The organism is Amycolatopsis sp. FU40, from assembly GCF_021903635.1.
Lineage (GTDB): Bacteria > Actinomycetota > Actinomycetes > Mycobacteriales > Pseudonocardiaceae > Amycolatopsis > Amycolatopsis dendrobii.
In genome coordinates this window covers 8920387-8937729 of sequence record NZ_CP091381.1, presented here as the reverse complement: position 1 = coordinate 8937729, position 17343 = coordinate 8920387, and the positions used below count along the sequence as shown (strand labels likewise).

The following is a 17343-nucleotide window of genomic DNA, read 5'->3' as shown; positions in this document are numbered from 1 at the left end:
CCGCCTTTCTCTGTCGGACTGCGCCGCTCGAGGCGGCAGCCGTCGTGTTCATCCCCAGACCGGGCTCTCGCCCGGGTGCCTACGCAGGTTATGCGCCCCGGCGCAACCGGGGCAACTTATTTTCCCAAATCTCTGCCGAAAAGCCGAAGATCGCCTCCGAGCTGCAGGTTCGCCGCATCGATCACCGCGAAGACGCGGTCAAGATCGCATCGACGACCGGACCACGTCGAGCACCTCGGCGCCGAACCGCTCCAGCTTCGTCGCGCCGATCCCGGAGATCGACACCAGCGCGCCGTCGTCGGTCGGCCGTTGCTCGGCGATCGCCATCAGCGTCGCGTCAGTGAACACGACGAACGCCGGGACCTTCAACTCCCGCGAACGCTCCCCGCGCCACGTCTTCAGCTTCTCCAGCAGATCCTCGTCCACTGTGGACGGGCACTTCCCGCACCGGCCCAGCTTGACCTCCATGGTCTGCACCAGCGGACCGCCGCACAGCCGGCAGCGGGCGACGTTCGACCCCGGCTTCGCCGCCTGCTGCGATCGGGCGATGCGCGCCGCCGGGTGGTCCTCCGGGATCAGCCCGTACAGGAACCGCGAGCGGCGCCGGTTGCGTCCCCTGCCCTGCCCGCGCGACAGCGACCACGACAGCGACAGGTGCTCCCTGGCCCGCGTGACGCCGACGTAGAACAGCCGCCGTTCCTCTTCGATCGCGGCGTCGTCGCCGTCCGCGTGCAAGATCGGCATCGTGCCCTCGGACAGGCCGACGAGGAACACCGCGTCCCACTCGAGTCCCTTCGCCGCGTGCAGCGACGCGAGCGTGACGCCTTCAACGGTCGGCGGGTGCTGCGCCGCCGCGCGCTGCTCGAGCTCCGCGACGAAGCGCGGCAGATCCGCGTCCTCGACCGCCGCCGCCAGTTCCTCGGCCAGCTCGACCAGCGCGAGCAGTGCGTCCCACCGCTCCTTCGCCGCTCCGCCGGACGGCGGCTGTTCGGTGAGCCCGACCCGCGCGAGCACCGAGCGCACCGCCGTGACCAGCTCCAACGAGGTCGGTTCCATCGACGCCGTGCGCAGCGCCGCCATCGCCTGCCGCACCTCGGTGCGCTGGAAGAACCGCTCGCCGCCGCGGACCAGGTACGGGATCCCGGCTTCGGTGAGCGCCTGCTCGTACGCCTCCGACTGCGCGTTCACCCGGAACAGGACCGCGATCTCGCTCGCCGGCACGTCCGCGTCGAGCAGTTCGCGGACCCGCCGCGCGACCGCGCCGGCCTCGGCGGCCTCGTCCTCGTACTCGGCGAACCGCGGGTCCGGCCCCTCCGGACGCTGCCCGACGAGCTTCAGCCGCGACCCGGCCGGGCGTCCGCGCGCGGCGCCGATCACGCGGTTCGCCAGCGCGACGACCTGCGGTGTGGACCGGTAGTCGCGTTCGAGGCGCACGACCGTCGCCTCCGGGAACCGCCGCGTGAACTCCAGCAGCGACTTCGGCGAGGCGCCGCCGAAGGAGTAGATGGTCTGGTTGGCGTCGCCGACGACGGTGAGGTCGTCGCGGCCGCCGAGCCACGCGTCGAGCAGCCGCTGCTGCAACGGCGTGACGTCCTGGTACTCGTCGACCACGAAGCAGCGGTACCGGTCGCGGAACTCGGCCGCGACCGCCTCGTGCCTTTCCAGCACGGCGGTGGTCTGCAGGAGCAGGTCGTCGAAGTCGAGGACCTGCGCGTTCGTCTTCAGCTCCTCGTACCAGCGGTAGACCTCGGCGACCTGTGCGACCGGCGCGGGAGTGTCGCGCTGCGTTCGCGCGGCGACCGAGGGGTAGTCGTCCGGCGAGACCAGCGACGCTTTGCTCCACTCGATCTCGCTCGCCAGGTCGCGCAGCACCTCTGTCTCGGTGCTCAGCCGGACGCGCTGGGCGGCCTGTGCGACGAGCCGGAACTTGTTGTCGATCAGGTCCCACGGCCGGTCGCCGACGACCCGCGGCCAGAAGTAGCGGAGCTGACGGCGGGCGGCGGCGTGGAAGGTCAGCGCCTGCGCCGCGTCGACCCCGAGGCCGCGCAGCCGGGTGCGCATCTCCCCCGCGGCGCGCGTCGTGAAGGTGACTGCCAGTACCTGCCCGGCCGCGACGTGGCCCGATTGGACCAGGTGGGCGATGCGGTGCGTGATCGTCCGGGTCTTTCCGGTGCCCGCGCCCGCGAGGACGCACACCGGGCCGCGGGGGGCCGCCGCGGCGGCGCGCTGCTCGGGATCAAGCCCGTCGAGCAGGCTCGCGCGGCTCTGCCGGCTCTGGGGAGACGATGCGATGGCCACCCCGCGATCCTCGCAGAGGGGGCCGACGGATTCCCGGCCGGGCACGCGGCCGTATCCTGGTCATATGGCGGGCAAGCAGGACAAGGAAGCGGCCAAGCAGGCCAAGCGGGAAAAGCGCGCTGCGAGCAAGGCCCGGCGCGGGCAGCTGTTCGAGGCGTTCAAGATGCAGCGCCGCGAAGACCCGATGCTCATCCCCTGGATGGTCGGTTCGATCGTGGTCGTCGCCGGCGTGCTGTTCGGCATCGGGTTCCTCTTCGACATCCAGTGGACGCTGCTGCCGCTGGGCATCGTGCTCGGCATCCTGCTCGCCGTGATCATCTTCGGCAGGCGCGTGCAGCGCACGGTCTACGGGAAGGCCGACGGCCAGCCCGGCGCTGGGGCCTGGGCCCTGGAGAACATGCGCGGCAAGTGGAAGGTCACGCCGACCGTCGCCGCGACGACCCAGCTCGACGCCGTCCACCGCGTGCTCGGCCACCCCGGCGTGATCCTCGTGGCCGAAGGCGCGCCACACCGGGTGAAGAGCCTGCTCGCGCAGGAGAAGAAGCGCGTGTCGCGGCTGGTCGGCGACACTCCGATCTACGACGTGACGATCGGGCACGAGGACAAGCAGGTCCCGCTCAAGAAGCTGCAGTCGCACCTGACGAAGCTGCCGCGCAACCTCAAGCCGGCCCAGATCGACGCCCTCGAAGCGAAGCTGGCCGCCCTCGGCTCGCGCGGCGCGGCGATGCCGAAGGGCCCGATGCCCGCGGGCGCGAAGATGCGGAACGTGCAGCGCACCATCCGCCGTCGCTGACGCTTGCTACCGAGAACCCCCGGTCCGCCACGGCCGGGGGTTCTTCGCATTCGGGGAAGCGGACTTCAGCGCATCCGGATGACGACGGTGTTGGTGGCGCGGTCGAGCCAGTTGCGGCCGTCGGCGTTGCGCACCAGCGGCGGGAGCAGCAGCGCCGTGAGCACCATCCGCACCAGCGCACGCCACGCGCCGACCATCGTCGCCCCGTCCAGGCGCGCCACCCGGATGCCGAGGGCTGCCATGCCGGGGGTGAAGCCGAAGAACGTGACCGGAATGACCGTGATGACCGCCCAGACCGCGCCCGCCCAGAGGTTGAACGTCTGCATCGCGGCGGCGTTCTGCAGGTCATAGCGCACGAACAGGGCCGTGATCAGGGAGGCGAGCACCAGGTCGAGCACGAGCGCGAGGAAGCGCGGGCCGCCGCTCGCCACCGCGCCGACGCCCGATTCGGGCAGGCCCATCGACTCGCCGCGCCAGTTCGGGGCCTCGCGCGGGCCCGCCGCGGTGGAGCCGTCGCCCGTGCCCGGCAGCCATTCACCCGTCCATCTCGCCACCCGTCCAGGGTATGCCGGTGGCGCGGACCACATCCGGCCTGGTCGACTGGGCAGTGACGGCGGCCCGTTAACACCGGCGAAACATTCGGGTGACGGTCGGGCAACACCGCCCTCTTAGCGTGAGCCGAAGAGAGTACAGCCGCCGGTAACGAACGAGAAGGAGTCACCGAGGGTGCCCACTACTCCAGACGACATTCAGCGCCTCATCGCCGACGAGAAGGTCGAGTCGATCGACGTCAGGTTCTGCGACCTGCCGGGCGTCATGCAGCACTTCACGGTGCCCGCCAAGGCGTTCGACCTGGAGGCGTACGAAGAGGGTCTCGCCTTCGACGGCTCCTCGGTGCGCGGCTTCCAGTCGATCCACGAGTCCGACATGCTGCTGCTGCCGGACCCCGAGACGGCGCGGATCGACCCGTTCCGCAAGGCGAAGACGCTCTCGCTGAACTTCTTCGTGCACGACCCGTTCACCCGCGAGGCCTACAGCCGCGACCCGCGCAACATCGCGCGCAAGGCCGAGCAGTACATCGCGGAGTACGGCGTCGCCGACAACGTCTTCTTCGGCCCCGAGGCGGAGTTCTACATCTTCGACTCGGTCCGCTTCGAGGACGCCGAGCACCTGTCGTTCCACGAGATCGACTCGGTCGAGGGCTGGTGGAACACCGGCGCCGACACCGAGGGCGGGAACCAGGGCTACAAGACGAAGTTCAAGGGCGGCTACTTCCCTGTCCCGCCGGTCGACCACTTCGCCGACCTGCGCGACGACATCGTCCGCGCGCTGACGAACTCCGGCTTCGAGATCGAGCGCGCGCACCACGAGGTGGGCACCGCCGGCCAGACGGAGATCAACTACAAGTTCAACACGCTGCTGCACGCTGCCGACGACCTGCAGCTGTTCAAGTACATCGTGAAGAACACCGTGTTCGCCGCGGGCAAGACCGCGACGTTCATGCCGAAGCCGCTCGCCGGCGACAACGGCTCGGGCATGCACTGCCACCAGTCGCTGTGGAAGGACGGCCAGCCGCTGTTCCACGACGAGTCCGGCTACGCGGGCCTGTCGGACACGGCGCGGCACTACATCGGCGGCCTGCTCAAGCACGCGCCGAGCCTGCTGGCCTTCACCAACCCGACGGTGAACTCCTACCACCGCCTGGTGCCGGGCTTCGAGGCCCCGGTTTCGCTGGTGTACTCGCAGCGCAACCGCTCCGCGTGCGTCCGCATCCCGATCACCGGCAACAACGCGAAGGCCAAGCGCGCCGAGTTCCGCTGCCCGGACTCGTCGGGCAACCCGTACCTGGCGTTCTCCGCGATGATGATGGCCGGGCTCGACGGCATCAAGAACAAGATCGAGCCGCCGGAGCCGATCGACAAGGACCTCTACGAGCTGCCGCCCGAGGAGGCCAAGAACGTCAAGCTGGTCCCGGGCGACCTGGGCACCGTGCTGGACACCCTGGAGCAGGACCACGACTACCTGCTCGAGGGCGGCGTCTTCACGCCCGACGTGATCGAGACGTGGATCCAGTACAAGCGCGAGAACGAGATCGACCCGCTGCGGCTTCGCCCGCACCCGTACGAGTTCTCGCTTTACTACGACGTGTGATCGGCGCGGGGCTACATCCCCTGCTGGACACGGGACGGCGGTCGAGGGAAATCCTCGGCCGCCGTCCCGTTTTTTGCCGGCTTCTCGGCGCGAATGATCGCCGAATACAGCTTCGGCCCGACTTCATGGGTACGCCGGACCTCCACGTTCACGAGCCCCGCAGCGTGAAGCAAGCCGCGGTAATCGTCCGCCGTCAGTGCTCCGCCGAGGCATTCGACGGCTCCGTCAGCGGTAGCGCGCTCCGCGTCGGTCAGGGTTTCGTCGGCGAGGATGTCCGTCACGCCTAACCGGCCGCCAGGGCGCAGGACGCGCGCGATTCCCGCGAACACAGCCGGTTTGTCTGGTGACAAGGCGATGACGCAGTTGGAGATCACGACGTCGACGGTGTTGTCCGGCAAGGGAATAGCTTCGATCGTGCCTTTGACGAACTCGGCATTGCCGAGCTCCGCCTCCGCGGCATGCCGACGGGCGAGAGCGAGCATCTCGTCGGTCATGTCGAGGCCGATGGCGCGGCCGGAGGGTCCGACGCGACGGGCGGAAAGCAGCACGTCGAGGCCGCCGCCAGAGCCGAGGTCGAGGACGGTCTCGCCTGGACGCACATCAGCGACGGCGAGCGGGTTTCCGCAGCCCAGACTAGTGGAGGCCACTGCTTCGGGGACGTCGTCGTCCGCGTAGTGCACGGCTCCGAGCCGCTCGGTGTCCCCTGCTCCGGACAGCAAGCCGGTCGCTTCGCCTGCCAACGCTCGCCGAGCCGCGCCGGCGTAGCGGTCGCGGATCGCGTCTTGGTCTGGTCTCATCGCGTTACCTCGCAGGCGACGTCGGCGAACTCGACAGCGGCGCGGCCCATGACGACGTCGGCCGCGCTGGGGAAGCAGGACAAGCACTGCTCGTTGACCCGGTACAACCGTGCGGTGCCTTGAGGCTGTACGAGGACGAACCGGGATTCGGTGAGGACCTTGAGATGCGCCGAGACGGTGGACTGGCTGACGCTTACCTGCTCGACGATCTCGCCGACCGCCAGCGGGCGGCCCGCCGAGGCGATCAGGTGCAGGATCTGGACGCGGGTCGGATCCGCGAGCGCCCGGAACCAGCTGGCGTAGGTCTCCGCGGTAGTGCGATCCAGCACGGCGAACCTCCTTCATCGTCCATCGACGATAGACGATGAAGAGAGGAGAAGCTAGGCGACGAGTTCGGCCAGCAGAGCGCGGACCCGCCGGTCTATCTCGTCGCGGATCGGGCGAATCCGCTCAGGGGGAAGGCCCGCTGGGTCGTCGAGTTTCCAGTCGAGGTAGCGCTTGCCGGGGAACACGGGGCAGGCGTCACCGCAGCCCATGGTGATCACGACGTCGGCCGATCGGACGCCCTCGGTGGTCAAGGGCTTGGGAAACTCTCGGGAGAGATCGATGCCGAGTTCGTCCATGACCGCCACGACGGCGGGATTGACGGTGTCAGCCGGGGCGGATCCGGCGGAGCGGACGACGACCCGGCCCCGCGCGTGGTACTGCAGGAGAGCTGCCGCCATTTGCGAGCGTCCGGCATTGTGGACGCAGACGAAGAGAACTTCGGGTCTGGTCACGATGCGGCCTCCGCGGTCGCAGGGGAGCCGGCGGTGAATCGGCGCCGAAGCGCGAGAGACACGTAAACCAGGGCGACCAAGACCGGGACTTCGATGAGCGGGCCGACCACCCCGGCGAGAGCCTGGCCGCTGGTCGCGCCGAAAGTGGCGATCGCGACCGCGATGGCGAGTTCGAAGTTGTTGCCGGCGGCGGTGAACGCGAGGGTCGTGGTTCGTTCGTACGACAGGCCGACCGCCTTGCCGAGGGCGTAGGAACCGGCCCACATGAGTCCGAAGTAGACCAGCAGCGGCAGTGCGATCCGGGCGACGTCGAGCGGGCGGCTGGTGATCTGGTCGCCCTGCAAGGCGAACAGGACCACGATGGTGAACAGCAGTCCGTACAGCGCGACCGGGCCGATCTTCGGCAGGAACCGGGATTCGTACCAGGTGCGGCCCTTCGCGCGTTCGCCCAGCTTCCGCGAAAGGTAGCCCGCGAGCAGCGGGATGCCCAGGAACACCAGCACGCTCTTGGCGATTTGCCAGGCGGAAACGCTGAGGTCCGCTTGCGGCAGGCCGAGCCAGCCGGGCAGCACAGTCAGGTAGAACCAGCCGAGGACGCCGAACATGACGACCTGGAACACCGAGTTCAGCGCGACGAGCACGGCGGCGGCTTCCCGATCCCCGCAGGCCAGGTCGTTCCAGATGATCACCATCGCGATACAGCGGGCGAGGCCGACGATGATCAGCCCGGTGCGGTACTCCGGCAGGTCGGGCAGCAGCAGCCAGGCGAGCGCGAACATCAGCGCCGGGCCGATCAGCCAGTTCAGCACCAGCGACGGCCACAGCAGCCGCCGGTCGGCCGTCACGGCGCCGAGCCGGTCGTAGCGGACCTTCGCCAGCACCGGGTACATCATCACCAGCAGCCCGAGCGCGATCGGCAACGAAATCCCGTCGACTTCCACCGCGGACAACACGGTGTTCAGGCCGGGAATCCATCGGCCGGCGAGAAGCCCGGCGAGCATCGCGGCCGCGATCCACACGGGCAGCAGACGGTCCAAAGTGGACAGCTTGCCGACCACCTCGGTGCGCGTGCCGGTCATGCCGGGACCGGAGCGTCGCCGGGGACCAGCACTGCCGACAACCGGGCCAGCACCTCGGGATGAACGCGGTAGTACACCCAAGTGCCCCGCCGTTCGCCGGTGATCAGGCCGGACTCGCGCAGCACCTTGAGGTGATGGGAGATGGTCGGGCCGGTCAGGTCGAACGCGTCGGTCAGGTCGCACACGCACGCTTCGCCGCCGGCATGGGAGGCGATCAGCGAAAGCAGCCGCAGCCGGACCGGGTCGGCCATCGCTTTGAACAGCTTGGACAACTCGACGGCCTGGTCCTCGCTCAGCGGTTCACGAGCCAGCGGGGAGCAGCAGGCGTCCATCGCGACGACCGGCAACTGTTTCGGCATACGTCTATCTTGACAGACTTCTAAGTAGAGGACAATCTAAGCCCCGACACTGTTTCGACAAACATCTATTCAAGGAGGACGGGATGTCACGGGTACAGCTCGCGCTGCGGGTCGGGGACCTCGAGGGCTCGATCGACTTCTACTCGAAACTGTTCGGCGCCGAACCGGCGAAACTCCGGCCCGGGTATGCCAACTTCGCCATCGCCGAGCCCGCGCTCAAGCTCGTGCTCCTGGAAGGCGAGCCGGGCCAGGCGACGGTCATGGACCATCTCGGAGTCGAGGTGGAGTCGACCGACCAGGTCAGCGAGGCCAGCAAGCGCCTCACCGGCGAGGGCCTGGAGACGCTGACCGAAGACGACACGACCTGCTGTTACGCGGTCCAGGACAAGGTGTGGGTGCACGGCCCTGGCCAGGAAGCCTGGGAGGTCTACACGGTCAAGGCCGATTCGCAGACCTTCGGCACTGACAGCGCCGCACTCACCACCGCGGCAACGTGCTGCAGTTCGGAAACCGGCCACGACGCCCGGCCGGAGGGCTGCTGCGCCTGAGCACAGCGTTGGCCAGCCGTTTTCGGCACGAGCCGAGCTGAATGCGGCGACGCAGCGGTCACGAGCAGGCGAGGCAGGAGGTCGAGGAGGCCAAGACCGGCGCGTCCGGGAAAGTGCGGATCTCGTGTTCGGCCTTCTTCGGGGTCATGCATCTGAGCCAGCTGATCTTCGCCTTCCAGGACCGGCATCCGGACAGCGAACTGCGCCTGCGGCCGCTCGGGGTGGCGCACCAGATTCTGGTCGCGTCACCCGACTGTCTCACCCAGCGTGGGACGCCTGAGATGCCGGGAGATCTGTCGGCGCACGACGTGATTCGCCGGACGCGGGATCGCGCCGGTGCCGAGGTGGCTGGTGGACGACCTGCTGCGGGACGGGGTGCTGGAGGCGGTGCTGCCGGGGTACGGCTGTGCGCCGTTGCCGTTGAATCTGCTCGTCGTGCCGGAGCGGGCGGAGCTGACCCGGGTACGGCTTTTGCGGGACTTTCTCGCGGAGGAGATCACGCGGGTTCCTGGGGTGGGGCCGCATCCCCGGCAGCAAGCCTGAGCTGTCCCCTACGCTGTTCACGTGCTCGCCCCCGACTTCCGTCAAGGATTCTGAACCGCCGTGCGCATGTATTTCGAGCCCGAGGACGCCGACGAGTTCGAGGCGGTCAAGGCCTTGCTGATCCGTCGCTGCGCAGCCGATTTCGGGCGCCTCGATCCGCTGGTGGCGGAATCCGCGCTGAATTTCCGGCAGCAGAGCATCGACGGGCGGCTGGGATACTGGACCGCCGCCCTGGTCGAGGAATTCCTGTTGTCCTACACGCCGCGAACGCTGTCGGCCGACCCGGACGACGCGGGCCACGTCCCGGAGGATCTGCGGCTGTTCCTGCGCTGGCTGCACGCGAACGGACTGGCCGATCCCACGGGCGATCCGCTCACCGACCTCGACGCGGCGGTGACGAAAGCCAGTTCTGGTTTCCTCGCGGCGATGGCCGACGAACGGAATTTCGGCGTGGCCAAGTTCTGGGTGACGAACGCGCTCCGGCGCGGCCTCGATCCCACGGACAACGCGGTCATGGAGCGTTTTCTCGACGACGTCCGCGCGGGCAAGGTGAGCTACGACGAGCAGGTACTCGAAGAAATCGCGACGCGGCACCTGCTGGACGGCGGCCAGCCGGAGCGTGCGGTGCCGCAACTGCCGGTGGCGTTGCCCCCGGACTCGGAACTCGCGGCGATCGCGGAGCGGACACCGGTCGTCGCCCGGTTGCGCGGACTGGTCGACTGGGTCGGCGACGGCCGGGCGCTGACCTCGACCGGTCAGCTGAAACTGGCCGACGCGCGCGAACTGGTGAATCTGCTGGACACCGGCGACGAGATCGATCCGGCGATCGGCGACCGGATCTACCAGACCCAGAGCAGCGCCGATCTGCATGTGCTGGCCGGGCTGGTCGAGCTGGCGAAAGAAATCCGCGTCGTCCGGGTGGTCAAGGGCAAGCTGGTGCGCGTCGCGAAGAACGCGCGGTTGCTCCGGGACAGTCTCGCCCTCTGGACCGCGGCGTTCGACGCGCTTCCCTCCCCGGAACTCGTCACTGAAGGAAACCACTGGGCGCCTGAGCACACCGTGTTGTTCGGCGACATCATCGACGTGGTGCTGCCCGACGTTCTCAACACCCTTTACGGCTTTCCGCTACCGATGCCGGTGGTCCGGCTTCAGGAAACCGTCTGGCTGTCCTTCGTCGAAGCCGTGTGGTTCGCGGATCTGGACGAGACGACCGAAACCGAGTGGCGGAAGGGAGTCGGCGCGGACTTGCGCCGGGTGTTCGCCACGCTCGCGGACATCGGCGCGGTCACGCTCACGACCGGCGTACCCGATCCGATGTTCCGCGCCGATCTCGGCCCGGACGGACCTGTCGGATTCCCGCCGGACACCGATGCCCGCCTGCGGGCCGCGCTTTCCTCCGGAACCGTCGAACTGGTGGCCCTGACCCCGTTGGCGACCCGGGCGGTCCGCGACCGGCTGATCGCCGCCGGTCGCCACGCACCGCTGGTCGGTGAGCTGGCCGGCGCTGAGCCCGACGGATTGCTCGGCTTGCTCGTCGAGCACTACAGCACGGAGACCGCGGAGACGGAACTGGCCGGCTGGCTAGCCGCCCACGGCGGGCGGGAACACGGACTGCCGCTGCTGCTGGACGCTGTTCGCCGTTCCCCGTTCCGCACTCGCGCACGGGCGATGCTCGACGTACTCGTTCAGGCTGTTCCCGACGGTGCCGCGATGCTCCGGGAGTTGCGCCACGACCAGCGGCTCGGACCGCTCGCCGTGCAACTGCTCGTCGACAACGGCGAGCTCGCGATGGAGAGCCTCAGCGACGAGGAAACCCTGCGCGGCATGGTCGAGCAGTTCATTCACCTGCTCGAAGTCGGCGGACCCGACGAGGTCGCGGCCGCACTCGCCACGATTCCTCCCGACGAAGCTCGCGGGTTGACCGCGAACCTGCTTGCTTGCGGCCATCCCGACGAAACGGGCGTCGCGGAGCTGCGGGAAGTGTTCACCCGGCGCGGGCCAGGGCACGCGACCGTGCATCCGCTGGCCGGGGTTTCCCGGTCTCCGAAGAACGCCCGCAAGAAGCGGCGGGGTTGAGCCCGGCTCGCCCCGTCCGCCCCGGCCCCGGGTGCCGGTCGATCTTCGCCGGGGACCGTTCCTCGGCCTCGGCAGAAACCGCAGGTCCTCGCACCGGCTCGGTGATCCGGAGCGGCGACACCTCTTGCCACCAGCCGACCGGCGCCGTTATGTTAATGAGAAATCACTTCTTCCGAGACTGTCGACAGGGGGCGGCGAGCAGCCCCTGGCCGGTGATGGGATGGCAACGACGCCTACCAGAGAGGCAGACAAGTACATGGAGAATCTCAGCAGAAGGAAGGTGCTGACCCTCGGCGCGGCGTTGGGCATCGCGGGGATGGCGGGCACCACCGGCACCGCGTGGGCGTGGTCGGGCAAGGGGTCCATCGCCGGGAGCGGAACCGGGGCCGATCCGTTCCAGGTGTGGGACGACACCGCGGACGCGGTCGCCAAGGCGTTGCTGGCCGAGGGCAAGGTGGCGGCGGTCAATACAGCCTGGGAGAGCTGGATCGACAACAACGCGCCGTTGCCCGCCGGCCTGCCGGATTACCTGGTGGCGTATCTGCAGCAGGTCAACAAGCTGCCGTCGTGGGCGGATCCGGCGAAGCTTGCCGCGTCGGAGAAGCTTTATACCCGCTTGAGCAGTTATCTGTTCGTCTCGGAGACGCTCGGCAGCGGGATCATGAGCACCGTTATTCCGCGAGAGGCGCGGGCGGTCTACTGGTCGGCTGGCGGCGCGGACATGAAGCAGCGGGCGGCCAAGACGTTCACCTTCGGCTACGACTTGCACAATTCCAAAGCTTGGGCGCCGGACGGGCATTTCGTGGTGACGGCCAATAAGACCCGGCTGGTGCACGCGGCGGTGCGGAATTTGCTGCCGACGTCGGCGAAGTATCAGTCGGGCGCGGATCAGCCCAAGCCGATCAGCAACGGGGACATTTTGCGGACGTTCCATTCCGTGGCGACGTTCGCGCGCAGCAACATGCTCAAGTGGAACATCGCGTTGTCGTCGGCGGAGCAGGAAGCGGATCTGCATGCCTGGCAGGTCGCACTGCATCTGCTCGGCGTGCAGGAGCAGTTCATCCCGCAGACGTGGGCGGACGCGGAAGCGCAGGCGCAGCAGATGTTGTGGCCGGTGCTCGGGCCGACCGAGGAAGGGGTCAGCCTGGCGAAGACGTTGCTCGGGTATATCGAGAATCCGACGCTCGGACTCGATTCCGGGTTCGTCAACGAACTGGTTCGGTATCTGCTCAATGACCAGATGGGCGATTGGCTCGGACTCCCCCGCGACTACGCGCAGGCGGCGTTGGTCCGCCTCGAATGGCCTGCCTATGTGGCGTTCCGGGAAGGGGCGACCAAGATCATGCCCGGCAGTTTCTACCTTTTCGATCAGTTCGTGCGCGGCATTTCGATGCTGTACCTCAACAACGGGACCTCGCCCACGCAGACGCCGATCACGCTCCCCGCGGCGAATCGGCCGGGCGCCTAGAGTCCCAACGCGCTCAGCAGGAAGGCGGTGACGGCGGTGCGGTGGCCGGGGGTGTCCTCCCACCGCAGCCGCCGGCCGGTTTCGACTACCGCGCCGAAGCCCGCGTGCACCAGTACGCGGGCTTGGTGCGCGTCCAACTCCGGCCGGGCCAGCCGGAGTTGTTGTTCCCAGACCGCGATGTGCTCGCGTTGCGCCAGGATCAGCGGGCGTTGCAACGCGGCGGGAAGGCCGCCCAGTTCGGCGGCGGCGACGTTGGTCAGAGCGGTGTGTTCGAAGCTGTACGCCACATAGGTCGCGGCCAGTACGGGCAGGGCTTGCGCGCCGGTGGTGCCGTGGAGGTTTTGTTCTACGGCTTGCGACAGGAGTCCTGCGGCTTGCAGGCAGGCGGCTGCCAGGATTTCGGCCTTGTTCGGGAAATGGCGGTAGAGCGCGGAAGGCACCAAACCCACGGCTTCGGCGATACGTGCGTTCGTGACGTTCGCGAATCCGTCGCGTTCGAACAACGGCACTGCGGCGGCGAGGATTTGCGCGCGGCGGGTTCGGGCGACGGGCTGGGCGGGCAACTCCACCGAGGGCGCGGTCGGGGCGGTCGTTGCGGTGGCGAGGCGGAGGGCGGAATCGGTCAGCAAGTTCTCCGCGCGGTGGTGGGCGATCGATGTGCGGTGCATAGTGATCGAGCCGATCGCGCCGAGTGCGGCTACGGCGCGGAGGCCCGCGTCCGGGGACGGCTGCACCATGTCGGTCACGCGCGCGACGACTTGGGCGAATTTCGCGCTCAGGACGCGACGATCCGCTCGGTCGAGGTAGCGGGCTTCCCAGCGGTACAGGCCGCCGGACTCGCGGTGGGCGACCGTGACCTGGGCCAGTGGACGGAATACGGCTTCGGCTGGTGCGGCAGAAGGCACCGCGTCGAGGGCGGCGACGAGGCGGTCTGCCATCACGTTGGCGCACTCGGTGAAGAGGGCGTACTTGTTCGGGAAATGCCGGTACAGCGCCGCCGCAGTGATGCCGACGGCGGCGGCGATCTCCTCCATGGACGCCGCGTGGTAGCCCCGCTCGCTGAAGGCGCGGCCCGCCGCTTCGACGATGAGCTGCTTGCGATTGCGCGGACGGGTGGCCGCAGCCGATTCGGAGGTCACTGCGGACCCCGGACGCTCGGATGCGGAAGTACGGCCATGCCGGCCAGTCAATCACGAGACGGGCGGGTCTTCACGCGAGCGGGAGGCGTGGTTGTCGCCAGCGCCGGAGCCAGGCGAGGAGACCCGCGTCTCGCAGGGACGAGACCACGACGTCGGCGGGAAATTCGGTGCCGGACAAGGTCGGGACGCCGACCACGGGCACGCCGGCGGCGCGGGCCGACCGCAGGCCGGTCATCGAGTCCTCGAACGCGAGGGCCGACGCCGGAGCCACGCCCAGCCGGGCACAGGACGTCAGGTAGATCTCCGGAGCCGGCTTCGGCGCAGTGACCTCGTCGCCGGCCACGCTGATCGAGAACTCGAAGCCGCCTCGCTCCAACGCGGCTTCCAGCAGCGCGCGGGGCGAGTTGCTGGCCACGGCGACCGGCACCGCGGCCGCGGCCAGATCGACCAGCTCGTGGGCACCGGGCATCGCTTCGGCTTTGGCGGACACCACGTCGGTCACCATGGCCAGCAGCTCGTCCGCGATCGCGGGGCCGCTGCCGGGTTCGCCGAACACGTCGGCCATGGTGTCGGCCGCCGCGGCGACCGATTTGCCGATGACCAGCGCCTTCTGCTCCGGCCCGAACGGGAGGCCGCGGCGGGCGAAAAGCTCCGTTTCGGCGACTGACCAGCAAGGTTCGGTGTCCATCAGCAGGCCGTCGCAGTCGAAGACGACCGCCTGTGGTGTCCAGTCGAAAAGCATCGGATCCCTTCCCGGTCAGCGTGTCCTCAGTCTGTCATCGTCCGGCGCCCTGTTCGAGGTTCCGGCGGATTCGCTCCCGCGCGGCCGAATCGCCGGTGCCCAGGTCGGTGTTGCGGATTTCGTGCTGAAGACCGTCGGCCAGAACGAAACGCGGGTGGTGCAGAGAGGCCAGCGACTCGGTCGGATCGCCGTCCACCGCGATGACGTCCGCGCGGAGGCCGGGGGCCAACCGGCCGGTTGCGTCTGCCAGGCCGCATACGTCGGCGGCGACTGAGGTGGCGCTGGCGATCGATTGGCGCGGCGTCATTCCGGCTTCGGCGAAGGTGTCCAGGCAGTCGGCGTAGCGTTCGAAGTGCACCAGCGGGATTCCGGCGTCGGTTCCGGCGACGATGATGGCTCCCAAGGAGATCAGCGCGCGCAGGTTGCCGACGACGGCGTCGCGTTCGTCCCACGGGCACATGTAGTCCGCTGCGGTGCAGGCGGTGTTCATGGTCGGGCTCACGGCGATTCCCCGTGAAACGATCATCTCGGCGATTCGCGGATCGAATTCCGTGCCAGTACGGGTGACCCAGCCGCAGTGTTCGATGCAGTCGACTCCGGCGATTACGGCTCGTTCGATGCCTTCGACGCCCAGCGCGTGTGTCGTCACCGGCAATGAACGAGCGTGTGCTTCGGCGACCAAAGCGGTCAGCTCGGCCACGGTGTAGCGCGCTTCCGACGGATGGCTGCCGGGAGTCATGAAACCACCGGTGGTCATGACTTTGATCAGGTCGACGCCGTCCTCCGCGTGTTGTTTCACCATCGCGCGGACCTGGTCGACGCCGTCCGCGATGCCGCCCATGGACGCGGCGTGGCCGCCGGTGACGGTGATCGGGGCGTTCGCGGCGAGGATTCGCGGGGTGGCGTTCGGGGTCGCGGCGAGCAGGTCCCGGACGCGGGTGCCCAGCGTGCCGGGTGCGCCGAGGTCGCGTGCGGTGGTGACTCCGGCGTCCAGCAATCGCTGCGCGTTGGCGGTCATCCGGCGGCTCAGTGCGTCGTGATCGCTGGACATTTCCAGGGTGACTTCGCCGGAACCCGGGTCTTGGCAAAGGTGGACGTGACAGTCGATCAATCCGGGCATCAGGGTGACGTCGCCCAGAGCGGTCACCGGGCCGTCCGGAGCGGAATTCCGCGGTCCGGCATAGGTGATCACGCCATTCGAGACGGCGACAGCGGCATCGTGGATCAGCGGGGCGGACGCATCGGTCAAGAGCCGTGCGGCGGTGAGGATCATGCGTGCCTCCGGTATTCCGCGAGCGCCGTGCACAGGCGGTCGATGTCGTCGGTGGTGTTGTAGCAGTGGAAGGAGATCCGGAGGTTCGACCCGCGTGGCGCGGTGACGATCCGGCGCGCGGCCAGGAAATCCGCCAGCGCAACGGGATCGGCGTCGGCCAATGCGACTTGTGGACCGGGACGAGCGTCGGGAGCGGGTCCGTTCAGGGTTTCGCCTGCGGCGGCGAGGCGTTCGGTCGTTTCCGCGACCAGGCGTGCAACGTGCGCCCAAGCCGCCTCGGGGTCGAGTTGGCTGAGGACTTCGATGCCTGCTCGGGCGGCGTAGGCGGCGGGGATTCCGGGAGTGCCGGACTCGAAGCGACGGGCAGTGGCTGGCACGTCGAGGAGAGCGGGGTCGAAGTCGAACGGGTCGACGCGGCCGAACCAGCCGGTCATCCGCGGCGGCTGGTGGTCTTCGACTCCGGAGCGGGCGAACAGCACCGCGATTCCGGGCAGGCCAAGCAAATACTTGAGGGTGCCGGTGACCAGGTAGTCGCAGTCCAGGTGCGCGACGTCGACGGGGACGACGCCGACGGCCTGGTAGGCATCGACCAGAACTCGGGCGCCGACGGCTCGCGCGTGCTTGGCGATCTCGTTTACTGGTTGCAAGGAACCGTTGGTGTACAAGGCAAAGGGGATCGACACGAGCCGAGTCGACGAGTCGATCTGGGCGCGGTAAGCCTCGATCACGCCAAGCGAACGCATCGCGTCCTGGCTGACCCACCGCATCTGCTCGCGCGCCGGACGTTGCGCGTGCAGCACCTGCCCGACGCTCGGAAATTCCGCCGCCATCGACACAATCACGCCGCCGTCGTCGAAGCCGACCGCGTTGACCGCCTGGAAAGCAGCGTGCGACGCGGAGGGCACCAAAGCGATTTCGTCCGGTCGCGCGTGCAGAAAACCCGCCGCAGCAGTGCGCAAGCGCTCGACTTCGGCCATCCACGGGCCCCACGGCGCGCCCTGGTCGCGCAGCGAATACGCCAGCTCCCCCAACGCCGCGGCGACCTGCACGGAAACCGCGCCCTGGCTGCACGAAGCCAGGTGCGTGGTGTCGGCCAAACTGGGGAACTGGGCACGGAACCGGTCGGGATCCACGAGTCACCTCCGCGAGAGCTGCCGTCAGCCACAGTGAACAGCGAGCACTTCCACTGCGCAAGCCTCTCTCGCGTTGCCCCGATTGTCGTCATTGACGCGACACAACTCATCGCTCACACTGATGCGAATTCATCCAGGCTGAACATGGCGACCCGGGCAGCTGAG

The 17343-nt window shown here is 68.5% G+C and carries 17 protein-coding genes; 6 read left to right on the top strand and 11 right to left on the bottom strand.

The genetic code is table 11. The features are described 5' to 3' along the window. Positions 1–198 precede the first annotated feature (198 nt). A complete protein-coding gene (locus tag L3Q65_RS42380) occupies positions 199–2298 on the bottom strand; it encodes an ATP-dependent DNA helicase UvrD2 (RefSeq protein ID WP_182895345.1) in 2100 nt (699 codons plus the stop codon). Positions 2299–2362: 64 nt separating this feature from the next. Between L3Q65_RS42380 and L3Q65_RS42375 the strand changes: the two genes are divergently transcribed. Then, a complete protein-coding gene (locus L3Q65_RS42375) occupies positions 2363–3091 on the top strand; it encodes a DUF4191 domain-containing protein (protein ID WP_182895346.1) in 729 nt (242 codons plus the stop codon). A gap of 65 nt (positions 3092–3156) precedes the next feature. Here L3Q65_RS42375 and L3Q65_RS42370 read toward each other — a convergent pair whose 3' ends face one another. Next, a complete protein-coding gene (locus L3Q65_RS42370) occupies positions 3157–3645 on the bottom strand; it encodes an RDD family protein (RefSeq protein ID WP_237598133.1) in 489 nt (162 codons plus the stop codon). A gap of 172 nt (positions 3646–3817) precedes the next feature. Here L3Q65_RS42370 and glnA point away from each other — a divergent pair, with 172 nt between their 5' ends. After that, a complete protein-coding gene (glnA, locus tag L3Q65_RS42365; RefSeq protein ID WP_182895348.1) occupies positions 3818–5242 on the top strand; it encodes a type I glutamate--ammonia ligase in 1425 nt (474 codons plus the stop codon). Positions 5243–5253: 11 nt separating this feature from the next. On the opposite strand, the gene L3Q65_RS42360 is transcribed toward glnA, so the two are convergent. From L3Q65_RS42360 to L3Q65_RS42340, 5 genes are read right to left on the bottom strand one after another with little or no spacing between them, the layout of a single operon-like run. Next, positions 5254–6039 carry a methyltransferase domain-containing protein gene (locus L3Q65_RS42360; protein ID WP_237598132.1) on the bottom strand — a complete coding sequence of 262 codons (786 nt, stop codon included), beginning with the start codon at positions 6037–6039 and terminating at the stop codon, positions 5254–5256. Then, on the bottom strand, positions 6036–6368 hold the full coding sequence (locus tag L3Q65_RS42355; RefSeq protein WP_237598131.1) for a helix-turn-helix transcriptional regulator: 333 nt from the start codon (positions 6366–6368) through the stop codon (positions 6036–6038). Before L3Q65_RS42355 ends, L3Q65_RS42360 begins: the two co-directional genes overlap by 4 nt. A 51-nt stretch (positions 6369–6419) precedes the next feature. After that, positions 6420–6818 (bottom strand): arsenate reductase ArsC, encoded by a 399-nt coding sequence (locus L3Q65_RS42350; RefSeq protein WP_237598130.1) that lies wholly within the window; start codon positions 6816–6818, stop codon positions 6420–6422. Continuing rightward, complete coding sequence (gene arsB / locus L3Q65_RS42345) at positions 6815–7897, bottom strand: ACR3 family arsenite efflux transporter (protein WP_237598129.1); 1083 nt, start codon at positions 7895–7897, stop codon at positions 6815–6817. The genes L3Q65_RS42350 and arsB overlap by 4 nt, the downstream gene beginning before the upstream one ends. Further along, the gene (locus tag L3Q65_RS42340) at positions 7894–8256 is read right to left on the bottom strand and encodes a metalloregulator ArsR/SmtB family transcription factor (RefSeq protein WP_182895353.1); all 363 of its coding nucleotides are present in this window, start codon (positions 8254–8256) and stop codon (positions 7894–7896) included. The genes arsB and L3Q65_RS42340 overlap by 4 nt, the downstream gene beginning before the upstream one ends. Positions 8257–8339: 83 nt before the next feature. On the opposite strand from L3Q65_RS42340, the gene L3Q65_RS42335 reads away from it, so the two are divergent. From L3Q65_RS42335 to L3Q65_RS42320, 4 genes are all read left to right on the top strand, one after another. Then, a complete protein-coding gene (locus L3Q65_RS42335; protein ID WP_237598128.1) occupies positions 8340–8804 on the top strand; it encodes an ArsI/CadI family heavy metal resistance metalloenzyme in 465 nt (154 codons plus the stop codon). Positions 8805–9155: 351 nt separating this feature from the next. Next, positions 9156–9347 (top strand): hypothetical protein, encoded by a 192-nt coding sequence (locus L3Q65_RS42330; RefSeq protein ID WP_220508330.1) that lies wholly within the window; start codon positions 9156–9158, stop codon positions 9345–9347. 66 nt (positions 9348–9413) lie between these two features. Next, positions 9414–11423, top strand: a complete 2010-nt coding sequence (locus tag L3Q65_RS42325; protein ID WP_237601008.1) for a hypothetical protein — start codon at positions 9414–9416, stop codon at positions 11421–11423. A gap of 256 nt (positions 11424–11679) precedes the next feature. Beyond that, positions 11680–12891 (top strand): oxygenase MpaB family protein, encoded by a 1212-nt coding sequence (locus tag L3Q65_RS42320; RefSeq protein ID WP_237598127.1) that lies wholly within the window; start codon positions 11680–11682, stop codon positions 12889–12891. Here L3Q65_RS42320 and L3Q65_RS42315 read toward each other — a convergent pair. The 4 genes from L3Q65_RS42315 to L3Q65_RS42300 all read right to left on the bottom strand — a co-directional run bounded on the left by L3Q65_RS42315 (position 12888) and on the right by L3Q65_RS42300 (position 17178). Then, on the bottom strand, positions 12888–14030 hold the full coding sequence (locus tag L3Q65_RS42315; RefSeq protein ID WP_237598126.1) for a TetR/AcrR family transcriptional regulator: 1143 nt from the start codon (positions 14028–14030) through the stop codon (positions 12888–12890). The genes L3Q65_RS42320 and L3Q65_RS42315 overlap by 4 nt on opposite strands. A gap of 70 nt (positions 14031–14100) precedes the next feature. Further along, on the bottom strand, positions 14101–14772 hold the full coding sequence (locus L3Q65_RS42310) for an HAD family phosphatase (RefSeq protein WP_237598125.1): 672 nt from the start codon (positions 14770–14772) through the stop codon (positions 14101–14103). A gap of 34 nt (positions 14773–14806) precedes the next feature. Continuing rightward, positions 14807–16045, bottom strand: a complete 1239-nt coding sequence (locus L3Q65_RS42305; protein WP_237598124.1) for an amidohydrolase family protein — start codon at positions 16043–16045, stop codon at positions 14807–14809. Beyond that, positions 16042–17178: an aminotransferase class V-fold PLP-dependent enzyme gene (locus tag L3Q65_RS42300; protein ID WP_182895360.1), complete on the bottom strand. Its 1137-nt coding sequence runs from the start codon at positions 17176–17178 to the stop codon at positions 16042–16044. Before L3Q65_RS42300 ends, L3Q65_RS42305 begins: the two co-directional genes overlap by 4 nt. Between the last annotated feature and the right edge of the window lie 165 nt (positions 17179–17343).

Bases quoted from the DNA above. Each gene is read 5' to 3' on its own strand.
- L3Q65_RS42375 (WP_182895346.1), top strand. From the start codon at position 2,363: ATGGCGGGCAAGCAGGACAAGGAAGCGGCCAAGCAGGCCAAGCGGGAA.
- L3Q65_RS42360 (WP_237598132.1), bottom strand. From the start codon at position 6,039: ATGAGACCAGACCAAGACGCGATCCGCGACCGCTACGCCGGCGCGGCT.
- arsB (WP_237598129.1), bottom strand. From the start codon at position 7,897: ATGACCGGCACGCGCACCGAGGTGGTCGGCAAGCTGTCCACTTTGGAC.
- L3Q65_RS42340 (WP_182895353.1), bottom strand. From the start codon at position 8,256: ATGCCGAAACAGTTGCCGGTCGTCGCGATGGACGCCTGCTGCTCCCCG.
- L3Q65_RS42335 (WP_237598128.1), top strand. From the start codon at position 8,340: ATGTCACGGGTACAGCTCGCGCTGCGGGTCGGGGACCTCGAGGGCTCG.
- L3Q65_RS42325 (WP_237601008.1), top strand. From the start codon at position 9,414: ATGTATTTCGAGCCCGAGGACGCCGACGAGTTCGAGGCGGTCAAGGCC.
- L3Q65_RS42320 (WP_237598127.1), top strand. From the start codon at position 11,680: ATGGAGAATCTCAGCAGAAGGAAGGTGCTGACCCTCGGCGCGGCGTTG.
- L3Q65_RS42310 (WP_237598125.1), bottom strand. From the start codon at position 14,772: ATGCTTTTCGACTGGACACCACAGGCGGTCGTCTTCGACTGCGACGGC.
- L3Q65_RS42305 (WP_237598124.1), bottom strand. From the start codon at position 16,045: ATGATCCTCACCGCCGCACGGCTCTTGACCGATGCGTCCGCCCCGCTG.